The organism is Rhizobium sp. AN5, from assembly GCF_900215255.1.
Taxonomy (GTDB): domain Bacteria; phylum Pseudomonadota; class Alphaproteobacteria; order Rhizobiales; family Rhizobiaceae; genus Agrobacterium; species Agrobacterium tumefaciens.
Genome location: NZ_OCMJ01000003.1, coordinates 63,865 through 88,575, shown reverse-complemented (window position 1 = coordinate 88,575; position 24,711 = coordinate 63,865). Strand labels below are relative to the sequence as shown.

20 protein-coding genes and 2 pseudogenes are annotated in these 24,711 nt (G+C 59.7%); 21 read left to right on the top strand and 1 reads right to left on the bottom strand.

The annotated features are described in order from the left end of the window. Positions 1-42: 42 nt before the first annotated feature. The 20 genes and pseudogenes from CRP02_RS03860 to CRP02_RS27880 all read left to right on the top strand — a co-directional run. Positions 43-993 (top strand): ABC transporter permease, encoded by a 951-nt coding sequence (locus CRP02_RS03860; protein ID WP_013761327.1) that lies wholly within the window; start codon positions 43-45, stop codon positions 991-993. Between the two features lie 42 nt (positions 994-1,035). After that, complete coding sequence (locus tag CRP02_RS03855) at positions 1,036-1,926, top strand: ABC transporter permease (protein WP_003517690.1); 891 nt, start codon at positions 1,036-1,038, stop codon at positions 1,924-1,926. A gap of 12 nt (positions 1,927-1,938) precedes the next feature. After that, a complete protein-coding gene (locus CRP02_RS03850; RefSeq protein ID WP_097170329.1) occupies positions 1,939-3,264 on the top strand; it encodes an NAD(P)/FAD-dependent oxidoreductase in 1,326 nt (441 codons plus the stop codon). Positions 3,265-3,323: 59 nt separating this feature from the next. After that, positions 3,324-3,665: a cupin domain-containing protein gene (locus tag CRP02_RS03845; RefSeq protein ID WP_154964001.1), complete on the top strand. Its 342-nt coding sequence runs from the start codon at positions 3,324-3,326 to the stop codon at positions 3,663-3,665. 421 nt (positions 3,666-4,086) lie between these two features. Next, complete coding sequence (locus CRP02_RS03840) at positions 4,087-4,995, top strand: LysR family transcriptional regulator (RefSeq protein ID WP_097170327.1); 909 nt, start codon at positions 4,087-4,089, stop codon at positions 4,993-4,995. A gap of 147 nt (positions 4,996-5,142) precedes the next feature. Further along, positions 5,143-5,925 carry a carbon-nitrogen hydrolase family protein gene (locus CRP02_RS03835; protein WP_323455356.1) on the top strand — a complete coding sequence of 261 codons (783 nt, stop codon included), beginning with the start codon at positions 5,143-5,145 and terminating at the stop codon, positions 5,923-5,925. Between the two features lie 15 nt (positions 5,926-5,940). Next, entirely contained in the window at positions 5,941-6,606 is a 666-nt protein-coding gene (locus tag CRP02_RS03830) for an RraA family protein (RefSeq protein ID WP_097100325.1), read from the top strand. Positions 6,607-6,668: 62 nt separating this feature from the next. Then, positions 6,669-7,709 carry an ABC transporter substrate-binding protein gene (locus CRP02_RS03825; protein WP_003517684.1) on the top strand — a complete coding sequence of 347 codons (1,041 nt, stop codon included), beginning with the start codon at positions 6,669-6,671 and terminating at the stop codon, positions 7,707-7,709. Positions 7,710-8,011: 302 nt separating this feature from the next. After that, on the top strand, positions 8,012-9,085 hold the full coding sequence (locus CRP02_RS03820; protein WP_097170325.1) for an ABC transporter ATP-binding protein: 1,074 nt from the start codon (positions 8,012-8,014) through the stop codon (positions 9,083-9,085). Continuing rightward, positions 9,082-9,960: an ABC transporter permease gene (locus CRP02_RS03815; RefSeq protein ID WP_003517681.1), complete on the top strand. Its 879-nt coding sequence runs from the start codon at positions 9,082-9,084 to the stop codon at positions 9,958-9,960. Before CRP02_RS03820 ends, CRP02_RS03815 begins: the two co-directional genes overlap by 4 nt. Before the next feature lie 12 nt (positions 9,961-9,972). After that, positions 9,973-10,767, top strand: coding sequence for an ABC transporter permease (locus CRP02_RS03810; protein WP_013761321.1), 795 nt, complete (start codon positions 9,973-9,975; stop codon positions 10,765-10,767). 12 nt (positions 10,768-10,779) lie between these two features. Then, on the top strand, positions 10,780-12,180 hold the full coding sequence (locus tag CRP02_RS03805; RefSeq protein ID WP_065705387.1) for an ethanolamine ammonia-lyase subunit EutB: 1,401 nt from the start codon (positions 10,780-10,782) through the stop codon (positions 12,178-12,180). Beyond that, entirely contained in the window at positions 12,180-12,956 is a 777-nt protein-coding gene (gene eutC / locus CRP02_RS03800; protein WP_097170324.1) for an ethanolamine ammonia-lyase subunit EutC, read from the top strand. Before CRP02_RS03805 ends, eutC begins: the two co-directional genes overlap by 1 nt. 105 nt (positions 12,957-13,061) lie before the next feature. Further along, a complete protein-coding gene (locus CRP02_RS03795) occupies positions 13,062-14,459 on the top strand; it encodes an NAD(P)/FAD-dependent oxidoreductase (RefSeq protein WP_097171235.1) in 1,398 nt (465 codons plus the stop codon). Next, positions 14,456-15,718 carry an NAD(P)/FAD-dependent oxidoreductase gene (locus CRP02_RS03790; protein ID WP_097170323.1) on the top strand — a complete coding sequence of 421 codons (1,263 nt, stop codon included), beginning with the start codon at positions 14,456-14,458 and terminating at the stop codon, positions 15,716-15,718. Before CRP02_RS03795 ends, CRP02_RS03790 begins: the two co-directional genes overlap by 4 nt. After that, positions 15,718-17,115, top strand: a complete 1,398-nt coding sequence (locus CRP02_RS03785; protein ID WP_097170322.1) for an FGGY family carbohydrate kinase — start codon at positions 15,718-15,720, stop codon at positions 17,113-17,115. The genes CRP02_RS03790 and CRP02_RS03785 overlap by 1 nt, the downstream gene beginning before the upstream one ends. 344 nt (positions 17,116-17,459) lie before the next feature. Next, positions 17,460-17,649: pseudogene (locus CRP02_RS03780) on the top strand (hypothetical protein); the annotation flags it as partial. Positions 17,650-17,787: 138 nt separating this feature from the next. After that, positions 17,788-18,792, top strand: a complete 1,005-nt coding sequence (gnd, locus tag CRP02_RS03775) for a phosphogluconate dehydrogenase (NAD(+)-dependent, decarboxylating) (protein WP_097170321.1) — start codon at positions 17,788-17,790, stop codon at positions 18,790-18,792. 11 nt (positions 18,793-18,803) lie between these two features. Further along, positions 18,804-20,174: a glucose-6-phosphate dehydrogenase gene (gene zwf, locus CRP02_RS03770; RefSeq protein ID WP_179783935.1), complete on the top strand. Its 1,371-nt coding sequence runs from the start codon at positions 18,804-18,806 to the stop codon at positions 20,172-20,174. 76 nt (positions 20,175-20,250) lie between these two features. Further along, positions 20,251-20,409, top strand: a pseudogene (locus CRP02_RS27880) (ROK family protein); the annotation flags it as partial. 90 nt (positions 20,410-20,499) lie between these two features. Here the strand turns inward: CRP02_RS27880 and CRP02_RS03760 are convergent. Continuing rightward, positions 20,500-22,278 carry a diguanylate cyclase gene (locus CRP02_RS03760; RefSeq protein WP_097171234.1) on the bottom strand — a complete coding sequence of 593 codons (1,779 nt, stop codon included), beginning with the start codon at positions 22,276-22,278 and terminating at the stop codon, positions 20,500-20,502. A gap of 345 nt (positions 22,279-22,623) precedes the next feature. Between CRP02_RS03760 and CRP02_RS03755 the strand changes: the two genes are divergently transcribed. After that, positions 22,624-24,570 carry an ABC transporter ATP-binding protein/permease gene (locus tag CRP02_RS03755; RefSeq protein ID WP_097100333.1) on the top strand — a complete coding sequence of 649 codons (1,947 nt, stop codon included), beginning with the start codon at positions 22,624-22,626 and terminating at the stop codon, positions 24,568-24,570. Positions 24,571-24,711: the final 141 nt, after the last annotated feature.

Sequence of the window (24,711 nt, the reverse complement as noted above, 5' to 3'; positions counted from 1 at the left end):
GATGGTGCTAGCCAGTTCCACGATGCGACCTGGAGTCTCATCATGCTGACCTTTCTTCTCCATCGGATATGGCAGAGCCTCGTACTTCTGCTGCTTGTCTCGATCATCGGTTTTGCCATCCTCAACCTCGCGCCTGGCGGGCCATTGTCGCAATTTGCCCTGACGCCCGGCATGACGCGGGAGGCGCTTGATCGCATCGCCCACCAGATGGGTCTCGATCGACCCTTGCCGGTGCAATATCTCGAATGGGCCTGGCGCCTGCTACAAGGCGATTGGGGGAAATCCTATCGCGACCAACGTCCGGTTCTCGATATCATCTCCGGGCATTTGTTTGCGACCCTGCTGTTGATGGTCTCATCAACCGTCGTATCCATCCTTGTCGGCACCTGGATCGGTATCAAGGGGGCGACCAAACGTTACACGCTGTTCGATTACACCGCCACGGTCGGAGCCATGGTGGCGCTTTCAATTCCCACCTTCTGGTTCGGGCTAGTGGCCATCTATGTTTTCGCGCTCAGGCTGAAATGGCTGCCGGCGGGCAACATGTATACGATCGGCGATCAGTCTTTTTATGACTATGCAATTCACCTGATCATGCCGAGCCTGGTACTTGCCCTCGTCAACATCGCCGTCTGGAGCCGCTACATGCGGACTGCGACGCTTGACGTCATCAATCAGGATTTCGTCCGTACCGCCCGCGCCAAGGGGCTGACCCCGCGCCGGGTTCTGATGAAACACGTCGTCGGCAATGCACTTCTGCCAATGATTACCCTTGCCGGTCTCCAGCTCCCGACGATTCTCGGCGGCGCCCTCGTAACGGAGACGGTCTTTACCTGGCCCGGCATGGGCCGCCTGTTCCTCGATAGCCTTGGTTATCACGACTACCCCGTCGTGATGGGGCTTCTGATGTTTTCCGCAATCCTCGTGCTCATCGGAAGCTTGCTCGCTGACCTCATGGTTGCTCTCGTCGATCCCCGCATCCGGCTCGGATAGGGCCGGATCGACGAAACGCCGCACTCAATCGAAGGAAAGACCATGTCCGCTGCAACCCTCCATCCCTCACAGGCCGCACCGCGGTTCCACTGGTGGCAGAACCGCACGCTGCGCCGTTTCGCCCGCCACAAGCTTGCTGTGCTCGGCCTCATCATGATCACCGTCATGATTTTCGCCTGCGTGGTCGGGCCCTATCTCTTGCCTTACGACGAATTGTTCATCGATCTGCGCGCCCGTTTTGCCCCGCCGATGACCGGTTACCATATTTTCGGCACCGATCCGCTCGGACGCGACATAGCCGCGCGCCTTTTCAATGCCGGGCGCATCTCACTGCTGGTCGGGTTTTTCGCGATGGTGCTGTCGACACTGATCGGCACCATCATCGGTGTCGTTGCCGGTTATTATGGCGGGCGCATCGGCGCGATACTGATGCGTTTCGTCGATGCCTTTCTGTCTTTCCCGAGTATTTTCCTGCTTCTCGCTCTGGCTGCTTTCGTCAAGCCGAGCCCGTTCATGATCACGGTTATCATTGCCGTCACGAGCTGGATGGAAATTGCCCGTCTGGTTGAAGCGGAAGTGCGGTCTCTGCGCGAACGCGACTTCGTCATGGCAGCCCGTATGCTGGGCCTGCCCAATGGCTGGATCATGTTCCGGGAACTGCTGCCGAATGCTGTCGGCCCCATCATCGTTGCCGCGACCCTGACGGTCGCGCGTGCCATCCTTCTGGAAGCCTATATCAGCTTTCTCGGTTATGGCATTCAGCCGCCGCTGCCGAGCTGGGGCAATATGTTGAATGGAGCCCAGCAATATCTCGACAAGGCGCCCTGGCTCGCCATCGTGCCGGGCGTCGCCATCACGCTTGCCGTCACGAGCTTCAATTTCATCGGTGATGGGCTTCGTGATGCGCTCGATGCACGCAGCGACCTGAACTGAAGGTGTCGGTAGATGGTTTCGTTCTCACCCTTTGACGTGACGCTGTGGTATGCGACCGCAGCTTCAGCACCGCATACGGAGCCTCTTTCCGGTAGCGTGCAGGCCGATGTCTGCATCGTCGGCGCGGGTTATACCGGTCTGACGACCGCACTGGAGCTGGCGAAAACCGGCATCAATGTCGTGCTTCTGGAGCGGCAGGAAATCGGCTTCGGCGGTTCGGGCCGCAATGCCGGACATTGCACGCCGACCTTTACCCATTATAGCCTGCCCGAGCTGCGCAGGATGCTGGGTGAGCCCTGGGCGGAACGGCTGATCGAACGGCAAACGCGGGCGAATGACCGCGTCTCGAGCATGATCCGCGACTATCAGATCGACTGCGAATGGGTACAGAACGGCTATGTGATGGGCGCACCGCATAAGGGCGCCATGGATGAGATCAGGCGCAAGGTCGAGACCTATAATGCGGTGGGCGCGAAAACCCGGCTGCTCGACCGTGACGAGGTGGAAGCGGTCACCGGCAGTACCCGTTTCGAGGGCGGCTGGCTGCACGAAGAGGCAGGTCACCTCAATCCGCTCGGTTACGCCCGCGGTCTCGGCCGTGCTGTCATCCAGGAGCGCGGAAAGATATTTACCGGCTCGGCAGTGACGGGTTGCGAACGCGACATAACCGGAGGCTGGAAGGTCAAGACCGATCGCGGAGAAGTGGTCGCGTCGAAAGTGATCTTTACCACTGGCGCCTATACGGTTGGTGGTTGGCCCAAGCTGGATCGGACCTTCAAGATTCAACGCGTGTTCGTTGCCGCCACGCAAATTTTGTCCGAAGAGACACGCCGGACCGTCCTGCCGCAGAACACGACCATCCATGATGGTCGCGGCGATATCTACGTCTACAAATACAATGCCGAAGGCCGGATCGTCGCATCGATGTTTCCCATGGGACGCCGCGGCCGCGACATGGCCTATACGAGACAGGTCATGAGCGAACGGCTCAAATGGCTTCATCCAAAGCTTCGGGAAGAGATCCGCTGGGAGTATTTCTGGTTCGGCGAACTCGATATGCAATATCGCACCGTGCCGCGGTTTTACGGTCCCGCGCCGGGCGTTGTGGCTTTGACCGGTCTTTCGGGCCGTGGTGTGCCAACCGGCTCGATGCTCGGTTCCATTCTTTCGGAATGGGCGCTTGGCAAGCCGGAGAACGAGCTTGCCCTGAAGCTGGAACCACTGAAGGCAGCTCCCTTCTTTATGGGTTTCGCACCCGCAATGGCGCTGCGTTACTACCGGCTGCGCGACAACATATCCACGAAACTAGCAGGGGCGGAACTGCCACCCCATGCCTGAACCGGCACGGCCACAAGGCCCGTACCAACATTGACAAAGCAAGGAGAATTCCCGTGACCATGCCGATTTTCAATATTTCCGATGACGTGGATCTTGTTCCGGCCATGCCCGCCGAAGGCCGTGAAGGCGGTTCGTATCGTCGCCAGATATGGCAGGACCAGATCGAAAATGGCACGATCGTCGCAGTCTGGAAGGCCGAGCCCGGCATCTACAACTATCCGGGTCGTGACCTCGAGGAAACTTTTGTCGTCGTTGAGGGTGAGGCAATGTATTCGCAGGCCGAAGCCGTGCCGGTGAAGATCGGTCCCGGATCGATTATCAGCATCGCCAAGGGCGTGCCAAGCCGCCTCGAAATCCTGTCGCCGTTCCGCAAGCTCGCAACTGTCATCCCGAAGCCTTGAGGTTTTGGGGAGGGGTGCCTGCAGACTTTATGGCAGGCTAGGCCCCTGTATGCCTGGCACGAAGATTGAGGTCTCGCCGATCTGTCTTTCGTCACAGCGATCCGGTGCAACGCTGATGGTCCGACAATCAAAGATTTAAAGAAATAGGGCTCCGAGGAGACGCAGAGCCCTGTTTGCGTTCAATGGTTTTGGGAAGTAGCCGGTGCAAAACAGGCCACTCATTTGAAACATCCTTGTGACCGTCATCCCTTTTCCCAGCGCCAGCCGGTGCGAAAGAGTGGTGCCAGGGCGAGGGCGTTGATCCCTTGCTTATGGGGGCGTGCATCGGACATACTTGCACTCGAACCACAAAGGGCCAAGGGCAAGACGAGCCAGCGACGTTAGTGCCGGCTCGCGGAGCCATGCGGGAAGATTTTACCTCATGAATACGCGATTTCTCGAAACTTTCCTCTGGGCTGCACGACTGAACAGCTTTTCGGCGGCCGCGGAACGTTTGAACACCACCCAGGCGTCGGTGTCCAACCGGATTGCCGCCCTCGAAAGGGAGCTTGGCGTCGTGCTTTTCACGCGCGATGTGCGCTGCGTCAACTTGACACCTGCTGGTCGTCTGGCGCTGCAGCATGCCGAAAAGATCGTCAATCTGACCGGTGAGTTCCGACAGATCGTGAGTAGCCGGGAGGCGCTGAGAGGCACTGTGCGCATCGGTGCTGCCGACACGATCGTCTATGCGTGGTTGCCGCTACTCATTCGCCGCATGAACGAACGCTACCCCGGCGTCAGCCTGGATCTGACCATCGACACCAGCCTGAAACTATCCCAGCGCATTCAAAACGGTGAGGTGGATGTCGGTTTCATCATGGGGCCGATCATGGCTGCAAATATCTACAATTCACCGCTCTGTACGTTCGAGTCCTGTTGGGTTGGCGCGGTCGAATTGCCGCTGCCGGAAACGGGTGTCACACTCGAAGATATCGCGCATTTTCCGTTACTTACCTTCTCGACAGGCTCGCAGCCACATCAGGCGTTGCGCGCGTTGCTCGATTCTCACGGACTGTCCGACAGCCGCATTTATAATTCCAATTCGCTGTCGATCATGACCCGCCTTGTGGCCGCGGCCGTTGGGGTGGGCGCTTTGCCGCGTGTGCTGGTGGACGCCATCATCAAATCCGGTGAGGCGCGTATTCTCGACATTAGTCCTTCAGTACCGCCCCTCACATTTCACACCGTTTATCAGGAGCGTGGCGATAACGCGATTGCCCGGGCCATTGCCGATATGGCGACGGAAATCGTCAGTGAAACCACCACGCAATGGATGACGGCTGCCGCCTAAATTTTGCGCTGCAGCGCAAAATGATTAATCTATAAGCTTACCTTATGGGTTTCGATAGAGTTTTTCCGTTTGTAATGAAAACAGTTCCCGTTCTTAATTCTCCTCGCAACATGAGAGGAGAGCAACGTGAAAGTCTCACTTGTTCAAATGAATACCCAGAATGACAAGGCAGAAAACCTTAAGGTTGCTGCCGATCTTATTGAGAAGGCAGTCAAGGCGGATAATCCTGACCTTGTTGTTCTTCCAGAATACTTTGCATTTCTTGGAGATAATCCCCAGGAGATGCATGAGAGCGGGGAGGAATTCCCCGGCGGCGAGATTTACACGCTGCTCTCGGGGCTGGCCAAGAAGCACGCTATCACGCTGCATGCCGGCTCCATCGTCGAGAAGGAAGGCAACCGCTTTTACAATTCGACGCTCGTTTTCGGGCCGGATGGAAGCCAGATCGCCCGCTACCGCAAGATGCACCTGTTCGATGTCGATACGCCAAACGGCATCAGCTACCGCGAATCCGACTCCGTTGCCCGTGGCGAAGAAGTCGTGACCTACAAGGTTGGCGACAAGACGGTCGGTTGTGGCATCTGCTACGATATTCGCTTCCCTGAACTGTTTCGCGCCCTGCGGGACAAGGGTGCAGACGTCATCGTTCTGCCAGCGGCCTTCACCCTGATGACGGGCAAGGACCATTGGGAAGTTCTGGCGCGCGCCCGTGCCGTTGAAACCCAGACCTACTTTCTGGCCGTCGGCCAGATCGGCACCCATGCGGGTGGCAAGAAGGCATGCTGGGGGCATTCCATGGTCATCGATCCGTGGGGCCACATCGTCGCCCAATGCTCCGACAGCGTGGGAACGGCCGGTGCCGTCCTTGACTTCGACTATTCGGCCAAGGTGCGCGCCAACGTACCGGTGGCGAACCACCACGTTCTCTGATCGGAGAAAGACTCAATGTTTATCGTCAACCCCATGCCCGAACAGATCGGTGCCGACATCATCGAGCTTCTTGAGAAGGTCGAAGTCGCAACGATCGGTCACGTGCTTCACTCCGGCTTCGTCGATCCTGAAATCCGCGCCGTCCTTCCGGGCAAACGTGTGGCCGGCACTGCCGTCACGCTGCGCATCCCCAATGCGGATTCGACCATGCTCCACTATCTGTCGCAGTTCGTGCGTCCCGGGGATATCGTCCTCATCGACCGTTGCGGCGATACCCGTCACGCCTGCTGGGGCGGTGTCATCACAAACACTATGAAGATGGCCGGCGTTAAGGCCGGTGTCGTTGATGGCCCGGCGACCGACTTCTCGGAGTTCGCCAAGGTCGACATGCCGATGTGGTGCCGTGGTCCTTCGCCCATCACCACCAAGATCCTCGGACTCGAAGGCGCGATCAACGTTCCGATCAGCGTCGGCGGCCAGGTGATCAATCCGGGCGATGCGATCCTGTGCGATGAAAGCGGTGTTGTCGCTCTTCATCCAAGCCAGGCTCGAGCCATGGCTGAACGCGCCATCGGCATGCAGGAAGCCGAACTCGTGCTTCTGGAGCGCCTGCGCAACGGTGAGAAATTGCCGGACATTTCTGGCGCCAACAAGCTCGTCCAGGCCAAGCTGAGCGCCTGACATCGTCTCACGGGTGGCGGACCGGTCCGCCACCCCCAATAATAATAGAGGAGAACAGGACAATGAAGAAAACTATACTTCTGAGTGGGATTCTCATGCTCGGCGCGGCCGCTCTGCCGGCGCACGCCCAGCAGACCGTGACGTTCCTCGGCTATAGCGGCCTTTTCCAGGAGCGTTACACCAAGGCCGTCATCGAACCTTTCATGGCGGCTAACCCTGATATCAAGATCGAATATTTCCCGCAGCAGGGCTCTGCTGCAATGCTCGGCTCGCTGCGCGCCCAGAAGGCTGCGCCGCAGTCCGATATCGCTCTGATGGATGTCTCCGTCGCCAAAACAGGTACGGACGAAGGTCTGTTCGACAAGATCGACGAAAGCGTAACCAAGAATGTCGCCGACCTCTATCCTAATGCCCGCTTCGAAGGCGTGGCCGGGGTTGGCGTAACATTCGACAATCTCGTGCTCATCTACAATACCGATGCCATCAAGACGGCTCCCGACAGCTGGAACGCTCTGAAGGATAGCGCCCTCAAGGGTAAAGTCGCCATGCTGAGCGCGCCCGATATCGTCGGTATCGGTACCACCATCATCATGGACCATATGAATGGCGGCACTGATTTCATCAAGAACATCGATGCCGGCATCAATGCGATGGCTGAAGTTGCTCCGAATGTGCAGACCTGGGAGCCGAAGCCGGAAGTCTATCCGAACGTTGTCAACGGCCAGGTTTCGTTGGGCGTGGGCTGGAACGCCCGCAGCCAGGTGAATGCTGACGGTTCCAAAGGCAAGATGAAGGTGGTTCTTCCGAAGGAAGGGACGATCCTCCAGATCAACACGCTCAACCTCGTCAAGGGTGGTCCGTCGTCCGAGGCTGCGCGCAAGTTCGTTGATTATGCGCTGAGCCCGGAAGCCCAGGCTGCCTTTACCGCCGCCATGTATTATGCGCCGACCAATTCCAAGTCCTCTGTCTCTGCCGATGTGAGTGAGCGCACGGTCGTCAAGGCGATGGACAAGGTCATCCCGGTGGATTGGATTGGCCTCTCGAAGGTCCGTGACCAGATTACGCAGGACTGGCGCCGCAAGGTCATTCCCCTCAGCCGTTGAGACTTCTGCGCCGGGCGCAAAAAAATGAAAGGACTTCCGCGGCTCCCATGGCAGTCGCGGAAGCAGCATACCAAAACCCTCGGATCATCTCCTCTGTCGGCGCTGGGGCGGAAGAGGTGGGAGCCGACGCGGACATGCATTCCGAGCAGGCCCTAAGGCCTGCACCAGGGGAGGCACCGCGAAACGGCGTAGCGAATTTTCGCCGCGCTTGCGTAGATCAAGGGCCAAGGCATTTCCGATTCCCTGCGGGTCGGAGATGTTCTGGAGAAAGGCAAGAAGCCAGAATGGGAACTTCAGATACCATGCAGCCAGGATTCCTCTCGATTCGTTCACTGACCAAGCGCTACGAGACAATCGTCGCCGTGGATAATCTCAATCTCGAGATTCCCAAGGGCGAACTGGTTGGCTTCCTAGGTCCTTCCGGCTGCGGCAAGTCGACGTCGTTGCGCATGATTGCAGGCCTCTCTCCTGTCTCCTCGGGGTCTATCCTGATCGACGGCAAGGACGTGACGAAACTTGCGCCTTACAAGCGTGACATTGGCCTCGTTTTCCAGAGCTACGCGCTCTTCCCCCACATGACGGTCCTCAAGAATGTCATGTTTGGTCTTGAAATGCGCAAAGTGCCTGCTGCCGAGGCGGAACGCCGTGCCCGTGAGGCCATTGCCATGGTGCGTCTGGAAGGGCGCGAGGACCGTCGCGCCGCCCAGCTTTCCGGAGGCCAGCAGCAGCGCGTCGCACTGGCGCGCGCCCTCGTCATCCAGCCGTCCATTCTCTTGTTTGACGAACCTCTTTCCAATCTCGACGCAAAGCTGCGCGACGAGATGCGCGCAGAGATTCGCCGTATCCAGAAACAGCTTGGCATCACTTCCATCTTCGTCACGCATGATCAGGTCGAGGCGCTCAGCATGTGCGACAAGGTCGCTGTGCTCAATGGCGGGCACCTGGAACAGCTTGGCACGCCGCACGATCTCTATGAGCGCCCGGCGACGGCATTCGTCGCCTCCTTCGTCGGTCGCACCAACAGGCTGGTCGGCAACGCCGCCGGTGACCGCATCACGGTTGGCGATGCGGTGCTGCGAGCGCCCGGCGCGCACAGCGGTAAGATCGACCTGATGGTACGGCCGCATCGCATGGCCATGACCGTCGCTGGCGACGCCGTCCCCGATTTCGACGGAGCGCCCGTCAATCGCATCGCCGGCGAAGTCCGCGATGTCTATTATGCAGGCGACATCCTCCACTACGAGATCGCCGCTGGCGGGCAGACCCTGTCCGTGGAGCGCGCGACCTCCGGCGGTGAAACGCCGGTCGCAGCAGGCAGCGCGGTCAGTCTCGTCTGGCGCGTGGAGGATACTCTGGTCTTCGGAGAAAACCGATGACGGCGGCGGTCATGATCACGGCTCCCGGTGGCCGTACCTCTTCCATCGTGTTTCTCGCAACCCTTCTTCTTGGACCCATCATTGCGGTCAACGGTCTGGCCTTCGTGTTGCCCGTCTTCAACCTGCTGCTGCTTTCCTTCCGCGAAAGCCTCGGTGGCGGCGGTCTCGGGGAAGCCCATACACTCGACAACTGGTCGTCGACACTGACCGACGGTTTTTATATCGAGCTGATTGGTCAGAGCATTCTGACCAGCCTTATGATCACCGTTCTCACGCTGCTCGCCTCCTATCCCATCGCCCTCTACCTTCACCGGGCGCAGGGTCGCTGGAAAACGCTTTTGCTGGTGCTGGTCATTTCGCCACTGCTCACCTCGGCGGTGGTGCGCACTTATGGCTGGATCGCAATCCTGGCCGATGACGGCCTCATCAACAACATCCTCTTCGCACTGGGCGCGCAAGGCGGGGTGCGTCTGCTGTTCAACAAGATCGGCGTCGTCATCGGGCTTACCGAAATCCTGATGCCCTATATGATCCTGGCGCTCCTCGCCGGCTTCGGCAGGCTTGATCCTCGCGTCGAGGAAGCTGCGGAAACGCTCGGCGCATCGCCCTGGAAAGTGTTCTGGCGGATCATCGTGCCGCTCACCATGCCCGGCGTGGCCCTGGGTTGCCTGCTCTCCTTCGTGCTGGCCGTCAGTTCGTTCATCACTCCCAAGCTACTCGGCGGCGGCCGCGTCTTCCTTCTGGCAACGGAAATCTATGATCAGGCCATCGTGACGCTCAACTGGCCACTTGCCGCTACGCTTTCGATGATCATCCTCGTGATCTTCGGTGCCGCCCTGGTGCTCTATTCCCGGCTTCTGCGGGCCATTCTGTAAAGGAGATCGAAGATGGAAGAACGTCCCGCTCCGCTGGCGCTGAAAATTGTCGCCTTCATCATGTTCCTTTTTCTGCTTGCGCCTGTGGTGCTCGTCGTGCCGATCTCGTTTTCGGCCGACAGCTACATGACCTTCCCGCCCTCCGGCTGGAGCCTGCGCTGGTATGTTGACCTCATGCACAATTCCAAGATGATCGGCGCCCTGGGCACCAGCACGCTCCTTGCGGTCATCGTTACCGTGCTGTCCATGCTGATTGCGCTGCCCGCCTCCTATGCCATCGTGCGGATGCGGGTGATTGGCGCGGATACATTGCTCGCCTTCTTCACAGCGCCGCTTCTTCTGCCGACCATCGTTCTTGGCCTTGCGATCCTGATCGTCTTTGCCGGTGCGGGCCTGCTCGGTACATTCACGGGTCTGGTGATCGCGCATCTAATCATCGTGTTGCCCTATGCGCTGCGTGTACTCACCACGTCGCTTGCGGGCCTGCCGCTGATCTACGAGGAGGCCGCCTCCACGCTCGGGGCGTCACCTCTCACCGTCTTTCGCCGCGTCACCATGCCGATGATCGCGCCTGGCATCGTTGCAACGGCAGCGCTTTCCTTTCTCGTCTCGTTCGATGAAGCCGTGATTTCGCTGTTCCTCACCGGTCCGCGCATCACGACGCTTCCCGTTGCCATGTATCAGCATGTCGAAACCCAGGCTGACCCGCTTGTTGCCGCCATTTCCGTTCTTCTGATCGTGCTCACGCTTGCCGTCGTCCTGATCGTGGACCGCACGGTGGGCCTGACGAAGACTTTCGTGAAGTAAGGGGCCGGAAAAATGGCTTATCGACAGATCGCAGCCGGCACGACCTATCGTTTCGACGATTTGAAGACCCTGATGGCAAAGGCGACGCCGGAAAGGTCCGGTGACCAATTGGCCGGGATCGCGGCGGAAGGGCCGGTGGAGAGACTGGCGGCGCAGATGGCGCTGGCCGATCTGCCGCTTTCCACCTTTGTTGCACAGGAATTGATCGCCTCGGACGAGGACGAGATTTCGGCCCTGATCGCGCGCCAGCACGACGCACTGGCCTTCGCGCCGGTGTCTTCTCTGACGGTTGGCGAATTTCGCGAGTGGCTGCTCAATTCCAAGGTCGGGCACGCGGAACTTGAAGCGGTAAGTTGGGGTCTGACACCGGAAATGGTGGCGGCAGTCTCCAAGATCATGCGTCTGCAGGATCTCGTGACGGTATCGGCCAAACGGGAAGTCGTGACCCGTTTTCGCAACACGATTGGTCTTTCCGGCCGCCTGTCCACCCGCAACCAGCCAAATCATCCGACTGATAGTTCCCGTGGCATCGCCATCTCGGCCATTGACGGCTTGCTGCTGGGCAGCGGCGATGCGGTGATCGGTGTTAACCCGGCCACCAGCGCTGTGACGGACTATATCCGCGTCGTGCAGTTGCTTGACGATCTGCGGCAATGGCTGGACATTCCAACCCAGACATGCTGCCTTGGCCATGTGACGACGGCTATCAGGGCGATGGAGCGCGCTGCACCCGTCGATCTGGTTTTCCAGTCGATTGCGGGTTCCCAGAAGGCCAATGCGGGCTTCGGCATTGATCTTGCCGTTCTGCGAGAGGCTCATGAGGCTGGTCAGTCGCTGAAGCGCGGAACTATCGGCAGCGACCTCATGTATTTCGAGACGGGGCAGGGGGCTGCCCTGTCGGCCGATGCGCATTTTGGTGTCGATCAGCAAACGATGGAGGCGCGTGCCTATGCCGTGGCGCGCGAATTCTCGCCGCTTCTGGTGAATACCGTCGTCGGCTTCATCGGTCCGGAATATCTCTATAATGGCAAGCAGATCATTCGCGCCGGGCTTGAAGATCATTTCTGCGGAAAGCTGCTTGGCCTGCCGATGGGTGTCGACGTCTGCTACACCAACCACGCCGATGCCGACCAGGAAGACATGGACGTGCTGCTGACCATGCTGTGCGCCGCTGATGTGAACTTCGTCATTACCGTGCCAGGCTCGGACGACGTCATGCTGAACTACCAGACGCTTTCCCATCACGATTCAATCTATGCCCGCGAAACGCTGAAGCGTCGGCCTGCGCCGGAGTTTGAGGAGTGGCTGGTGAATATGGGCGTGACGGATGCCGCCGGCCATATGATCGAGAACCCTGCACTGATGAACCGCGGGCTTCGCGAACTTGATTTTCTTGGAAGGGACGCCGCCTGATGCGTGACCGCCGGCCCTCCCTCATCTCCAGCCCGCCGGAACGTCTCAAGGCCCTGCGTGTGGCAACAGATGCACGCGTGGCGCTCGGCCGCACGGGTGCAAGCCCGCCCACGCGCGCGGTACAGACATTTCTGTTGGATCATGCGCAGGCGCGCCAGGCCGTATGGCATCCGCTGGATATTGATAAAGTGGAGCGCGACTTGCGCGCTTGGGGTGCGGATGTCGTGCATGTCGCAAGCCGCGCGCAGGACCGTGCGGATTACCTGCGCCGACCCGATCTCGGCCGTGCTCTTTCAGACGAGGGCCGTCTGGCGCTCGACGGGCAGGCCAAGGGAGCCGATGTCGCATTGGTAATCGCCGACCGGCTTTCCGCAACGGCTGTGGAGATGAATGCCGTGCCGGTGGCAACGGCGTTGCTAAATTCACTCGCAAGCAAGGGATTGACGGTTGCGCCGATCACGCTTGCCACCCAGGCACGGGTTGCGCTGGCGGATGATGTGGGAGCCGCGCTCGGCGCAAAGGTGGCGGTGATCCTGATTGGCGAGCGGCCGGGCCTTTCGGCAGCCGACAGTCTTGGCGCCTATGTCACCTTCGGGCCGGAGACCGGGTTGCCGGATTCCCGACGCAACTGCATTTCCAATATTCGTGATGGTGGCGTGCCGCCCGTCGAAGCGGCGGGGAAGATCATGACCCTGATCAGCGCCATGTGCCAGCAGGAGACAAGCGGCTTGACGTTGGTTGAATCCGAAAAGCCGCTGACGGCTTTGTCCGACTAGAAACAAAGCAGATCTCTTTCATAGCCACGAACCGGCAAGGTGCATCGGCTTGATCCGTTGCGCCTGTTGATTTCGCTTTCGAACCACGAAAATAAAGGCAAGCCCATGGTCCAGAGCCTCTCCACAGCATTCGACGTCGCCGTCATCGGTGCCGGGGTGGTCGGTTGCGCGGTTGCCCGTCGTTTCGCACTGGCTGGTGCGAAGGTCGTGGTCATCGAGAAGGGATCCGATATTCTTTCCGGGGCATCGAAGGCCAACAGCGCTATCCTCCACACCGGCTTCGATGCGCCGGAAGGCAGTCTGGAACTGGAATTGGTGAAGGCTGGTCGGGCAGAATATCTGTCCATCCACAGGCAGATGGGCCTTAGCCTCGTTGAAACCGGCGCGTTGGTCTGTGCGTGGAATCCCCACGAGGCGCAAAGCCTGGAGGAGATCGCCGAGCAGGGGCGACGCAACGGTATTGCCGAGCTCGGTCTGCTCACGGTCCGGCAGGCCCGGGAATCCATGCCCGGCTTGTCCGATCGTCTTGTCGCAGCACTCGAAGTTCCGGGTGAACATGTCATTGATCCCTGGTCCGCGCCGCTGGGCTATCTTACGCAAGCGGTGGCGCTTGGCGCGCAGCTGATGCGCAACGCCGAAGTCCTGTCCGGTGCGTTTGATGGCGCGTGGCGGATAGAGACGACGGCCGGTCCGATCCTTGCAGCGAGCGTTGTCAATGCGGCCGGTTTGTTCGGTGATATCGTCGATGCACGGCTGGGGCTTGTCCCAGACTTCACCATCAAGCCTCGCAAGGGACAATTCGTCGTCCTCGATAAGGCCGCCCGCCAGCACGTGCCGCGCATCATCCTGCCCGTTCCCACCGAAATCACCAAGGGCATCGTTGTGTGTCCAACCGCCTTCGGCAACGTTCTCATCGGCCCGACGGCGGAAGAACAGGATGACCGCGAGCGTGCGACGGTAGAAACGGCGGCGCTGGAAGCGCTGCTGATGCGCGGCAGGGAGATCGTTCCGGCGCTGGCCTCCATTCCCGTGACCGCTGTCTATGCCGGCTTGCGCCCGGCCTCCGAGAAGAAACATTACCGGATTTCCGCGCGGCCGGACCGTCGCGCGATCACGCTTGGCGGCGTGCGGTCCACCGGTCTCAGTGCGGCACTTGGTCTGGCGCAGCACGCTCTGGCGCTTCACGAAAGTTTCGGCACGCGCTTCATGCCCCCGCCCGCAGTGCCTGATGTGACGATGCCGAACCTGAGCGAAACCTGCGAGCGGGACTGGCAGCGCGCCAATCATGGCGAAATCGTCTGCCATTGCGAGCTTGTCACCCGCCGTGAGATCGAGGCGACATTTTCCAGCCCGGTGCCGCCGGGTGATTTCGGAGGTCTGCGGCGGCGCACCCGCGCCGGCATGGGACGCTGTCAGGGGTTTTACTGCAATGCCCGGCTGGCCGCGATGACGGGCGACCGTCTGGCTGTACCGCTTGCGGTCCGTCCGGGAGACGACCGATGAGCACCCGGAAGCCTTTTCAGCAGATGCAAGAAAACGTTCCGGATGCAGATGTAATCGTGGTCGGCGGCGGCCCGGCGGGCGTGGCGGCAGCGCTGGAGCTGAAAGCACGCGGCGTCGCGCGTGTGACGATCCTCGAGCGTGAGCCAGCCCTTGGCGGCGCACCCCGTCATTGCACACATTCGCCTTTCGGCATGCGCGAATTCGGACGCGTCTATTTCGGCCCGGCCTATGCGCGACGTCTGCAGCGCCAAGCGCAGGATGCGGGCGTTGATGTTCGCACCGGTCATTCCGTGGTGGAACTCGGACAGGACGGTACGCTGCTGGTTACGTCTGCGCGCGGCGTGGAGACGTTGAAGGCCCGGCGCATTGTGCTGGCGACCGGCGCGCGGGAAACGCCACGCTCAGCGCGGCTCCTGCCGGGCGACCGGCCGGTGGGAGTGATCACCACCGGCACGCTGCAATCCTATGTCGCCTTTCACGGCATCATGCCCTTTCGCCGGCCGCTTATCCTTGGTTCGGAACTGGTTTCTTTTTCCGCACTTCTCACATGCCTGACGTATCGCGCGCGTCCGGTGGCGATGATCGAGCCTGAGCCGGAACCGCTGGCGCGGTCGCTTTTCCGGTGGTTTCCCCGATTGGTCGGGGTGCCCTTTCATTGCCGCGCAACACTTGTGGACATTCGTGGGCGCGGTCGTGTCGAGGAGGCCGACATCCGGCTGGCAGATGGCCGTATCCTCACCGTCAAGTGCGATGGTGTTCTCCTCACCGGGCGGTTCACGCCGGAGGCAGCGCTTCTGAACGCATCCCCTGTTGATGTGGCGGCAGGCAGCGATGGCCCGACGATCGATCAGGACGGCCGGATGGCCAACCCGATGTTCTTCGCCACGGGGAACGTATTGCGGGCCGTGGAAACGGGTGGCTGGTCGTTTCGCGAAGGCCGCCGCGTGGGTGCTGCCGTTGCCGACGATCTCATCCGCGAACCCTGCAACGCAAAGGCAGTGCGTATCGCTTTCGCCGACCCGCTCAAACTCGCGGTACCCACCATGGTGCGATCGGGGGGACTTGACCGGCCGGCTTTTCGCGATTTTCAGCTGCGCTTCATCAGACGTGTTCAAGGCAGGCTTTCGCTTCATCTTGATGGAACGGAAGTGTGGAGCAAGTCCGGCCGGTGGCTGCCGGAACGCCGTGTGCTCGTGCCCATTCCCCGCGCCGCCGTTGAGGCGACCCAGATTGCCTTTCACTTTCAGGAGACGAATTGATGCGCATAGCGGCGATCGATCAGGGAACGACGTCGACCCGATGCCTTGTGATAAGCGACGGTGGCACGGCGCAACTCGTCTCAAGCCTGCGTCATGCACAGTTCTATCCAAACCCCGGCCATGTGGAGCATGATCCGGAAGAGTTGTTGCGCAACATCCGCGCGGTACTGGCCGATGCCGGGCCGGTAGATGCGATCGCGATCGCCAACCAGGGCGAGAGTTGCCTGGCGTGGGATGCCGAGAGTGGGGAAGCGCTGTCGCCGGTCATCGTCTGGCAGGACGCCCGCACCGCCGAAGCCTTGGCTGATTTGCCCCAATCGGCTGCGGAACGATCGAAAGAGATTTGCGGATTGCCGCTCGATCCCTATTTTTCGGCGAGCAAACTGTCGTGGTTGCTAAGGCACAATCCGGCGGTGGCACGGGCGAGAGCCGAAGGGCGGTTGCGCCTGGGCACAACCGACGCATTCTTTCTGGATCGGCTTGCAGGCTGTTTCCGCACCGACCTTGCAACGGCCTCGCGCACGGGACTGCTTGATCTGGCAACCGGTGCCTGGAGCCCGGAACTCTGCGCTCTTCACGGGGTGCCGCTGGGTTGCCTGCCCGCAATCGGTTCTGTTAATGGCGGCTTCGGTTCCATCGAGGGAACGCCCATTCGCGTTTCCATCGTCGATCAGCAGGCGGCGCTTTATGGGCACGGTTGCCGCAAACCGGGCGATTGCAAGATAACCTTCGGCACGGGCGCCTTCCTGTTGGCCATCGCTGGTCACGAACGCCCGTTGGCGGGGGAGCTTCTGCCCACCATTGGCTGGCAGAAGCAAGGCGGCGCGGCCGTTTTCGCCATCGAAGGCGGGGTTTATGATGCCGGTGCCGCGCTCGAATGGGCGCGAAAGATCGGCCTTTATGCTGACAATACTGAACTTGACGGTTTTGAGGGTTCATCGGCCGTTCGTCGTGGACTGGTGTTCGTGCCTGCATTTTCGGGCCTTGCTGCGCCATATTGGGATAGACAGGCCGTGCCGCTTTTCATCGGCATGGACCACGCGACCGGGCGGAGTGACATGGTGCGCGCCCTGCTTGAGGGCATTGCCTTGCTGACGGTTCGGTTGATCGAAGCCGCGCAGACTTTAGTTCCCATCGGCGATACGATTTCGATAGATGGCGGCCTGTCGAACAGTCGCTATTTCGCCCGTTTCCTGGCCGCTGCCAGTGGTCGGAGCATCTGCGTGCCGGCCATGCGCGAGTTGACGGCGCTTGGTCTCGCGCAACTGTGCGATATCGATGTAACCGCCATGCGAAAAGATGCCGAGATAGTCAAACCCGATGGATCGGTCGAAGAAGCGGATCACGCTCGCTTCGCACGCGCCATAGACAATGCAAGGGGCTGGCGGGGCGGTTGATGTCCCCTTGGAATAGCCGGTTCATCGGCATGAGCGGTGTGATATACAACGGTCGTGCGCTCTTGCGGCGTGCTGGTGGCTGAGCATCCTGGTCCTGCAACCCAAAATGCCCACCGCGCGGCGCGGCTTAAATTACCAAATCTTTAGTTGTGTACCACTTTGCCAATACCTAGCTTGTTGGCGAGGCTGCGTCCGGTCTGGACATAAGCAAGGAACCGGTAAGCCTGTTTCCTGTTCTCATCCCGGAAAGACCATTAGTTCAAGGTCGAGATACCCGTCATGACTGTTCAGGACTGCAATACGCGCCACTTTCGCCCGCATCATCAGCTCAACCGAGACATACCATGATGCGCACCGGACTGGATTTTGCACCGGGCGCGCCTGGCATAGACGCGCGCTGGACGTCGAGCGCCAAAAACATGGTCGGCGCTGCGCTGTCAGAAGCATCGCCTATCTGGTTCACGCTCAGCCACGGCATTCTGAACGAGGTCTATTATCCGAGGATAGACAGTGCCTGCACCCGATATCTTGCGCTTGTCTGCGATCTGCCCTGGCGGGCCGATCGTTTTTACTTTCTTTTGGCCAAACACAGGGAATTGGGAAAACCAGGATTTCACCGTTCGCCTCGGCGAATGAAGTACATATCGCGCATTGGACAAATGGAGTGTCAGCATGCAGATCGGAATGGTTGGGCTTGGACGAATGGGCGCAAACATGGTGCGCCGTCTTCTGAAACAGGGGCACGATTGCGTGGTCTTCGACGTCAATCTCGACAATGTCGCAGCATTGGTGAAGGAAGGCGCAGTTGGCGCGACCTCGCCGGACGACCTGGTCGCGAAGCTATCACCGCCACGCGCCGTCTGGCTAATGCTGCCGGCGGCAATAACGCCGAAAATTGCTCGTGACTTTGCCGCCAGACTGCAGGCGGGCGATGCCATCATCGATGGCGGCAACTCCTTCTACCGGGATGCCATCGATTTGGCGGCGGAATTTGGGCCCCGTAGCATCGACTTCATCGACACCGGTACATCCGGTGGCGTCTGGGGTCTGGAGCGCGGCTATTCTCTGATGATCGGTGGCCCGTTGGGTGCCGTGCAGCGGCTCGATCCGATTTTTGCCTCCCTTGCTCCCGGTGCGGGCCAGGGCATCGCGGCCGATCCCGTCACCGGCACGGCGCCAATGGGATATTTGCATTGCGGACCGTCAGGCGCAGGGCATTTCGTCAAGATGGTTCACAATGGCATCGAATACGGTGTCATGGCCGCCTATGCGGAAGGCCTGAACATCTTGAAGGCCGCCAATGCCGGCACGCAGCACCGGGAGGCCGATGCGGAAACGGCGCCGCTCGCCCACCCGCAATATTATCAGTTCGACATCGATCTTCCTGCCGTGACGGAGGTCTGGCGGCATGGGTCTGTCATCGGCTCGTGGCTGCTCGATCTGACGGCGGAGGCGCTGAAGCAGGACCCTCATCTCGACCAGTATGGCGGACGGGTGTCAGATTCAGGCGAAGGGCGCTGGACCCTTCAGGCGGCCGTCGAAACGGGCGTTCCGGCCCCTGTTTTGGCTTCCGCCCTGTTCGAGCGCTTCTCCTCACGCGGTGAGGCGGAGTTTTCCGGCAAGGTACTCTCGGCCATGCGCAATGCCTTTGGTGGCCATCTGGAAAAAGCAAAATGAGGGTGCCGGTCATGGATAAGCAGCGATCGGACGTGCTCGTGGTGTTCGGTGCCACGGGCGACCTTGCCTACAAAATGATCTTTCCTTCCCTTTACGCCATGGTGAAACGCGGCGCGCTTCAAACACCAGTCATCGGTGTCGCCTTCGATGACTGGTCGCGCGATCAACTGATCGCGAGGGCGCGCGACGCGGTTGCCAGCCACGTCGACAAGATCGATGAAGCCGTCTTCGAAAAATTCGCTTCTCAACTGCATTACGTGTCCGGAGACTACCGGAACGAGGCGACATTCGAAAAGCTGCGCGCCGCACTCGGTGACCACGGTCATCCGCTTTATTACCTCGCCATTCCGCCGTCACTGTTTGAAACCGTCGTGACCGGGCTCGACAAGGCCGGAATAGCCGCCTCGGCACGATTGATGGTGGAAAAACCCTTCGGCCGCGACCTTGCCTCGGCCGAGGCGCTGAATCATGCGCTGCACGCGGTTTTCGAAGAGGATGCCATTTTTCGCATCGACCATTTTCTCGGCAAGGAGGCCATTCAGAACCTTCTTTATTTCCGGTTCGCGAATGCATTTCTTGAGCCGGTCTGGAACCGCGACCATGTTGAAAGCGTGCAGATCACCATGGCCGAGGATTTCGGCATCAAGGGACGCGGAAAGTTCTATGACGAGGTGGGATGCATCCGGGATGTGATCCAGAACCATCTCATCAACGTGCTGTTGCTACTGGCCATGGAGCCACCGGCAACAAGCGCTTCGGATGATCTTGTCGATGAGAAAGTGCAGATCCTCAAAGCCATGCCACCGCTCAGCCGCGATGATGTGGTGCGTGGCCAGTTCGACGGTTATCTCGACGAACCCGGCGTTGCGCCCGGCTCAAGCCGCGAGACCTTTGCCGCCGTGCGGTTTCGCGTGGCGACATGGCGCTGGAACGGCGTGCCTTTCTTCATCCGCGCCGGAAAGAACCTGCCTGCCCATGCAACCGAAGTTGTGGTGCGTTTCAAGCGGCCGCCGATAGCGCTTTTCGGCGATGTTGAGACGGCGGCCGCAAATTATGTGCGCTTCCGGCTCGGGCCAGATATCGCCATCGGCATTGGCGCGCGCCGCAAGGCTGCCGGGGACAGTATGCTCGGCGAGGCGGTGGAACTGGGCGCTGTCGATGACGGCATCGGCGACATGGCGCCTTATGAACGGCTGATCGGTGACGCGATGGCTGGCGAGCGCCAGCTTTTCACCCGTCAGGATGCGGCAGAACTCGCATGGAAAATCGTTGAGCCCATTCTCGACGACCCGGCCGTGCCGCCACGCTATGCCGTGGGAAGCTGGGGTCCGGTCGAGATGGAGAATTTCGCGCCGCCCGGCGGTTGGGTCGATCCGGAGTGACGCCCATGCAGGCAAATACGACGGACGGTAGTTCAATGGCACAGGACCGGATCGTTCTAGCGATCGATATCGGCGGCAAAAGCGCGTCACTGATGTCGTGGAGCGCCTGACTGCCGCCCTTGAACCGGACGAGGTAGTTATCGGCGGCGGTAATGTCGAAAAACTCGATACCCTGCCGCCCGGATGCCGCCGCGGAGACAACGCGCTTGCTTTCGAAGGCGGATTCCAGCTGTAGGAGAACCCGAACCTCATCGTCTAGCCGGTCAAATATGCTAGGTCCGCTGCTTCGTCGATAACCACGCAATCGGCGCGGCGGATCCTCTACCTAATCGGTTGGAGGCTTCTCGGCCGACACCCATTTGTTCCTGCCTGTCTGCTTGGCGCTCAAAAGCGCAGCGTCCGCCCGTTCCAGGACGCTGCTCACGGTTCCGGCGCCCGGTGAAGTTGCGATGCCGATGGATATGGTGATCGAGTCAAGCAGACGGCCCCGGTAGGTGAAAGGTGCGCGCTCGACCGCGTGCCGGAGTTTCTCCGCAACCTTGATGGCATCTTCAATGCCCCCAGCCGGCATGAGCACGGTGAATTCCTCGCCGCCGAAACGGAATAGTTCACCCAGACCCCCGACAGCTTCCGAAAGCACCTGGGCGACATATTGCATCACCGCGTCTCCGGCATCATGGCCAAACCGGTCATTGAAGCGCTTGAAATGGTCGATGTCGAGCATCAGGCATGCAAGCGAATTGGTTGGCTTTTCAATATGCCTGTTCAGCGTCTCATCAAGCGATCGACGGTTCAAAAGACCGGTCAGGGCGTCTTGCCGTGCCATGCCAACCAGCCGCTGCCGAAGCTGGAGGTTTGCAACGGCAAGGCCTATATTTTCGGCAAGGAGTTCCAGATATAGCCGCTCTAACTCCAGCGTCTCGTTACTCTGCGGAATTTCAAGATACAATAAGCCGACGGTGTCTCCCAATGCCGTGAGTGGTATGCACAGGCCGGTTCCGAAACTGCCATGGAGGTGATGGCAGACGACATCGTCTCCGCCCGGGTTGCTGGCGTGGGGACGCCCGCGACGGAGAGCCCAGCAATCATCGATCGAAAATTCCGGGGCGGAAAACGAAGGATCGGACCATTGTCCGGTCGATTGTAGAACCGAACTGTGTTCCTTGAGAACAAGCAGGCGGCCGGCAATGGCTGGGAAAATCTGCGGCATGAATTTCGAAACGACGTCGGACAATTCTTCCTGATTCTGGCAGGCCTGAATCCGATGCATCATCTGCAGGATCAGGTCCTTGATGCGTTGATTCCTGCGGTGCTCCGCGTCAAGCCGTTCCCGTTCCAGCCCGTTGCTGCGGAAGATCCTGATAGCCTGGTTCATTTCACCGATTTCGTCACGCCGGCCTTCGTCGGGCAGGTCGATACTGTAGTCCTGCCGGGCAAGGCGCGTGACGATGTTGCTCATTTTGATAAGCGGCAAGGCAACGCGTCTGCTGAGGACAAAATAGAGTACGGCCACAAACATCAGGGCGGTGAGCGCAAGCATCACCTTCGCGATCGATCCGTAGAAATCGCTTCGGTCTTTAGCCTGGTCAACCATTGCCTGCGAGCGGGCCGCAATGGCTTCTCTCAGCGTCGCGACGGTTGTCAGCAGGTCCGTATGCAGTCCATAGTGCTCATCGCCGAACAGGACCTGCTGCGCATCGTTCTGGCGGCCGGATCGATAAAAACCGATTGCATCGCGCTCCATCTTGTCCAGTGCGTCGGCGCTCTTTCGTATGTCCTGAAATGAGCCTGCCTCTTGCGGCGAAACACCAAGAGCTGCGAGTTTGTCCAGGGTGTTTTCAAGGTGCTTTTCCTGATCTTCGTCGACGTAGAATTTTGCGAGATGTTGCTCGTCGCCCCGCATGACGTAAAGACGCGCCTCCTCGGTGCGCTCGTCCGCAATGATCGCCAGTTCTTCGGCGAGATCGGTCAGTTCGAGGTGATCCTGGATTGCCACCCGCTCTTGAGAAGCGCTTCTGGCCGATAGAATGAATGTGGCCGCCGATACTGTCGTGAGCACGAGGGTGACAGCATAAGCCAGGTTCGTGATGGTACTAAGTCGCATGATGGCGCCGTATGCTTGCCGCACGGCATGACAACCGGGTGCGGCGGGGTCCAATTTCAGAGTCTGCTTATGTTAGGCCATCTCGTCAAACGGGAAGTCAACACGCGGTTAACCTTCAATATGATCTGTCGCACCGCGGGCCAAGTCAGGCACCCCATGGCGATGCACCTGGACCGTCTCCACCAACGGTCACAATATCCGCTAGCGCGATTCCGGTATGTCGGCAGCGGGCCAGAAAGCCGTGTATTTAGAGGCTTTTGAAAAGCCCCGCGCAGCAACGGAATTATATTTCACGACGCATCACAAAGCCGTGAAACCTTTCGACGCATCGTTCGTTTAGCGCCCATGATCGATAATGACGCAGGACCGAAGCCGGTCGTTGGTGCCGACGAGACTGGCACCCCAACCGCATCCGAAAACGATGCTAATGAAAACGATGATCCGCTCCCGCCAGAGGAGATGGAACCTGCTTTGGGCTTGACGCCGGAGGAGGCCGAGGAGGCTCGCAGGAAATATCTGCTGAAGCGCTTCTGGATCAGCGCGCGAGGTTTCTGGAGCCGTCGCGGCGATCGGCTGGCCTGGCTGTTTTCGCTCGGGCTTCTGGCCATGATCGGCATAAATGTCGGTTTCCAATATGGCATCAATGTCTGGAATCGCGGGATTTTTGATGCGATTGAGAAACGCGACGCGTCCACGGTCTATTTTCTCGGATCCGTCTTTCCGCTGCTCGTCCTGGGAAGCGTCTTCATCGTTACCTCGCAGGTCTATGTCAGGATGCGCATTCAGCGGCGCTGGCGCTCCTGGCTGACAAAGGCGCTCGTTGGAAGATGGATTGCGAATGGCCGCTATTATCAGCTCAATTTGATCGATGGTGACCATCAAAACCCCGAGGCAAGGCTCTCGGAGGATATGCGTATTGCCACCGAGGCGCCGGTGGATTTTGTTTCCGGTGTCATAGCTGCATTCGTGTCTGCCTCTACCTTTATCGTTGTCTTGTGGACGATTGGTGGGGCTCTCACGGTCTCCATCGCGGGTGTCTGGATCACGATCCCCGGCTTTCTCGTGATTGCGGCCGTCATCTATGCAATCATCACATCCAGTTCCATCGCCTTCATTGCCCGGAACTTCGTCAAGGTTTCCGAAGTCAAGAACCAGGTTGAAGCGGAGTTCCGCTACACGCTCACGCGCGTCAGGGAGAATGGTGAGAGCATCGCCCTGCTTGGCGGTGAAGACGAGGAGCGCAGCGATCTGGACAAGCGCTTCGGCAATGTCCGGCGGCAGTGGCGTCTTATGGCACAGCAATACATGCGGACCACGGTCGTATCGAATGGATCTATGTTGATTGCCCCCGTCGTACCCGTTCTGCTGTGTGCGCCGAAGTTTCTCGATGGAAGCATGTCCCTTGGCGAGGTAATGCAGGCTGCTTCCGCTTTCACCATTGTCCAATCCGCATTTGGCTGGCTGGTCGACAACTATCCCCGTCTGGCCGACTGGAATGCCTGCGCGCGACGTGTTGCCTCCCTGATGATGTCGCTCGATGGCCTGGAGCGGGCCGAAAAGAGCGACACTCTCGGTCGCATCGTGCGCGGCGAAACGGAAGGCGCTACGATACTCAGCCTCAAGGATGTGTCCGTTTCTCTCGGTGACGGAACGGCCGTCGTCAAGGAGACGGATGTCGAAATCGGCGCGGGTGAGAGAGTGCTTGTCGCGGGGGAATCCGGCTCCGGCAAAAGCACGCTGGTTCGGGCCATTTCCGGTCTCTGGCCATGGGGTGGAGGTAGCGTCAATTTTCGCGCCGGCAGCCGATTGTTCATGCTACCGCAGCGGCCATATATTCCGGCCGGCACGCTACGTCGGGCGGTCTGCTATCCGCAACCGGCCGAGAGCTGGACGCCGGAAGAGATCGGGGCCGCTCTCGACAAGGTCGGTCTGGGTCAGCTCAAAGACAAGATCGAAGACGACGCGCCGTGGGACCAGACGTTATCAGGTGGCGAAAAACAACGGCTGACCTTCGCACGCCTGTTGCTGAACGCCCCCGACATCATCGTCATGGACGAGGCGACAGCGGCTCTGGACGAGAAAAGTCAGGACAAGATGATGCAGACGGTAATTGATGAGCTACCCGATGCGACGATCGTAAGCGTAGCGCATCGTGCCGAACTGGAAGCGTTTCATAGCCGGAAGATCACATTGGAACGGCGGGAGGGGGGCGCAAAGCTTGTCAGCGATATCGATCTCATTCCTCGCAAGGCGAGAGGCTCCATGCTTCGGAGAATAGTCAAGCGGAGGTGATGGCACCGACGCTTGTGCCGACCGGCTTGAATGCGGAGGTTGGAGACTTGGTGGCCCTCATTGTCACTGCGGAGAATTCACCGACCACTTTGGCGAGAACGATCACAAATGAGGGCTTGCCGCGGATCGAAGTGCAAATCG

Bases quoted from the DNA above. Each gene is read 5' to 3' on its own strand.
- CRP02_RS03860 (WP_013761327.1), top strand. From the start codon at position 43: ATGCTGACCTTTCTTCTCCATCGGATATGGCAGAGCCTCGTACTTCTG.
- CRP02_RS03855 (WP_003517690.1), top strand. From the start codon at position 1,036: ATGTCCGCTGCAACCCTCCATCCCTCACAGGCCGCACCGCGGTTCCAC.
- CRP02_RS03850 (WP_097170329.1), top strand. From the start codon at position 1,939: ATGGTTTCGTTCTCACCCTTTGACGTGACGCTGTGGTATGCGACCGCA.
- CRP02_RS03845 (WP_154964001.1), top strand. From the start codon at position 3,324: ATGCCGATTTTCAATATTTCCGATGACGTGGATCTTGTTCCGGCCATG.
- CRP02_RS03840 (WP_097170327.1), top strand. From the start codon at position 4,087: ATGAATACGCGATTTCTCGAAACTTTCCTCTGGGCTGCACGACTGAAC.
- CRP02_RS03835 (WP_323455356.1), top strand. From the start codon at position 5,143: ATGAATACCCAGAATGACAAGGCAGAAAACCTTAAGGTTGCTGCCGAT.
- CRP02_RS03830 (WP_097100325.1), top strand. From the start codon at position 5,941: ATGTTTATCGTCAACCCCATGCCCGAACAGATCGGTGCCGACATCATC.
- CRP02_RS03825 (WP_003517684.1), top strand. From the start codon at position 6,669: ATGAAGAAAACTATACTTCTGAGTGGGATTCTCATGCTCGGCGCGGCC.
- CRP02_RS03820 (WP_097170325.1), top strand. From the start codon at position 8,012: ATGCAGCCAGGATTCCTCTCGATTCGTTCACTGACCAAGCGCTACGAG.
- CRP02_RS03815 (WP_003517681.1), top strand. From the start codon at position 9,082: ATGACGGCGGCGGTCATGATCACGGCTCCCGGTGGCCGTACCTCTTCC.
- CRP02_RS03810 (WP_013761321.1), top strand. From the start codon at position 9,973: ATGGAAGAACGTCCCGCTCCGCTGGCGCTGAAAATTGTCGCCTTCATC.
- CRP02_RS03805 (WP_065705387.1), top strand. From the start codon at position 10,780: ATGGCTTATCGACAGATCGCAGCCGGCACGACCTATCGTTTCGACGAT.
- eutC (WP_097170324.1), top strand. From the start codon at position 12,180: ATGCGTGACCGCCGGCCCTCCCTCATCTCCAGCCCGCCGGAACGTCTC.
- CRP02_RS03795 (WP_097171235.1), top strand. From the start codon at position 13,062: ATGGTCCAGAGCCTCTCCACAGCATTCGACGTCGCCGTCATCGGTGCC.
- CRP02_RS03790 (WP_097170323.1), top strand. From the start codon at position 14,456: ATGAGCACCCGGAAGCCTTTTCAGCAGATGCAAGAAAACGTTCCGGAT.
- CRP02_RS03785 (WP_097170322.1), top strand. From the start codon at position 15,718: ATGCGCATAGCGGCGATCGATCAGGGAACGACGTCGACCCGATGCCTT.
- gnd (WP_097170321.1), top strand. From the start codon at position 17,788: ATGCAGATCGGAATGGTTGGGCTTGGACGAATGGGCGCAAACATGGTG.
- zwf (WP_179783935.1), top strand. From the start codon at position 18,804: ATGGATAAGCAGCGATCGGACGTGCTCGTGGTGTTCGGTGCCACGGGC.
- CRP02_RS03760 (WP_097171234.1), bottom strand. From the start codon at position 22,278: ATGCGACTTAGTACCATCACGAACCTGGCTTATGCTGTCACCCTCGTG.
- CRP02_RS03755 (WP_097100333.1), top strand. From the start codon at position 22,624: ATGATCGATAATGACGCAGGACCGAAGCCGGTCGTTGGTGCCGACGAG.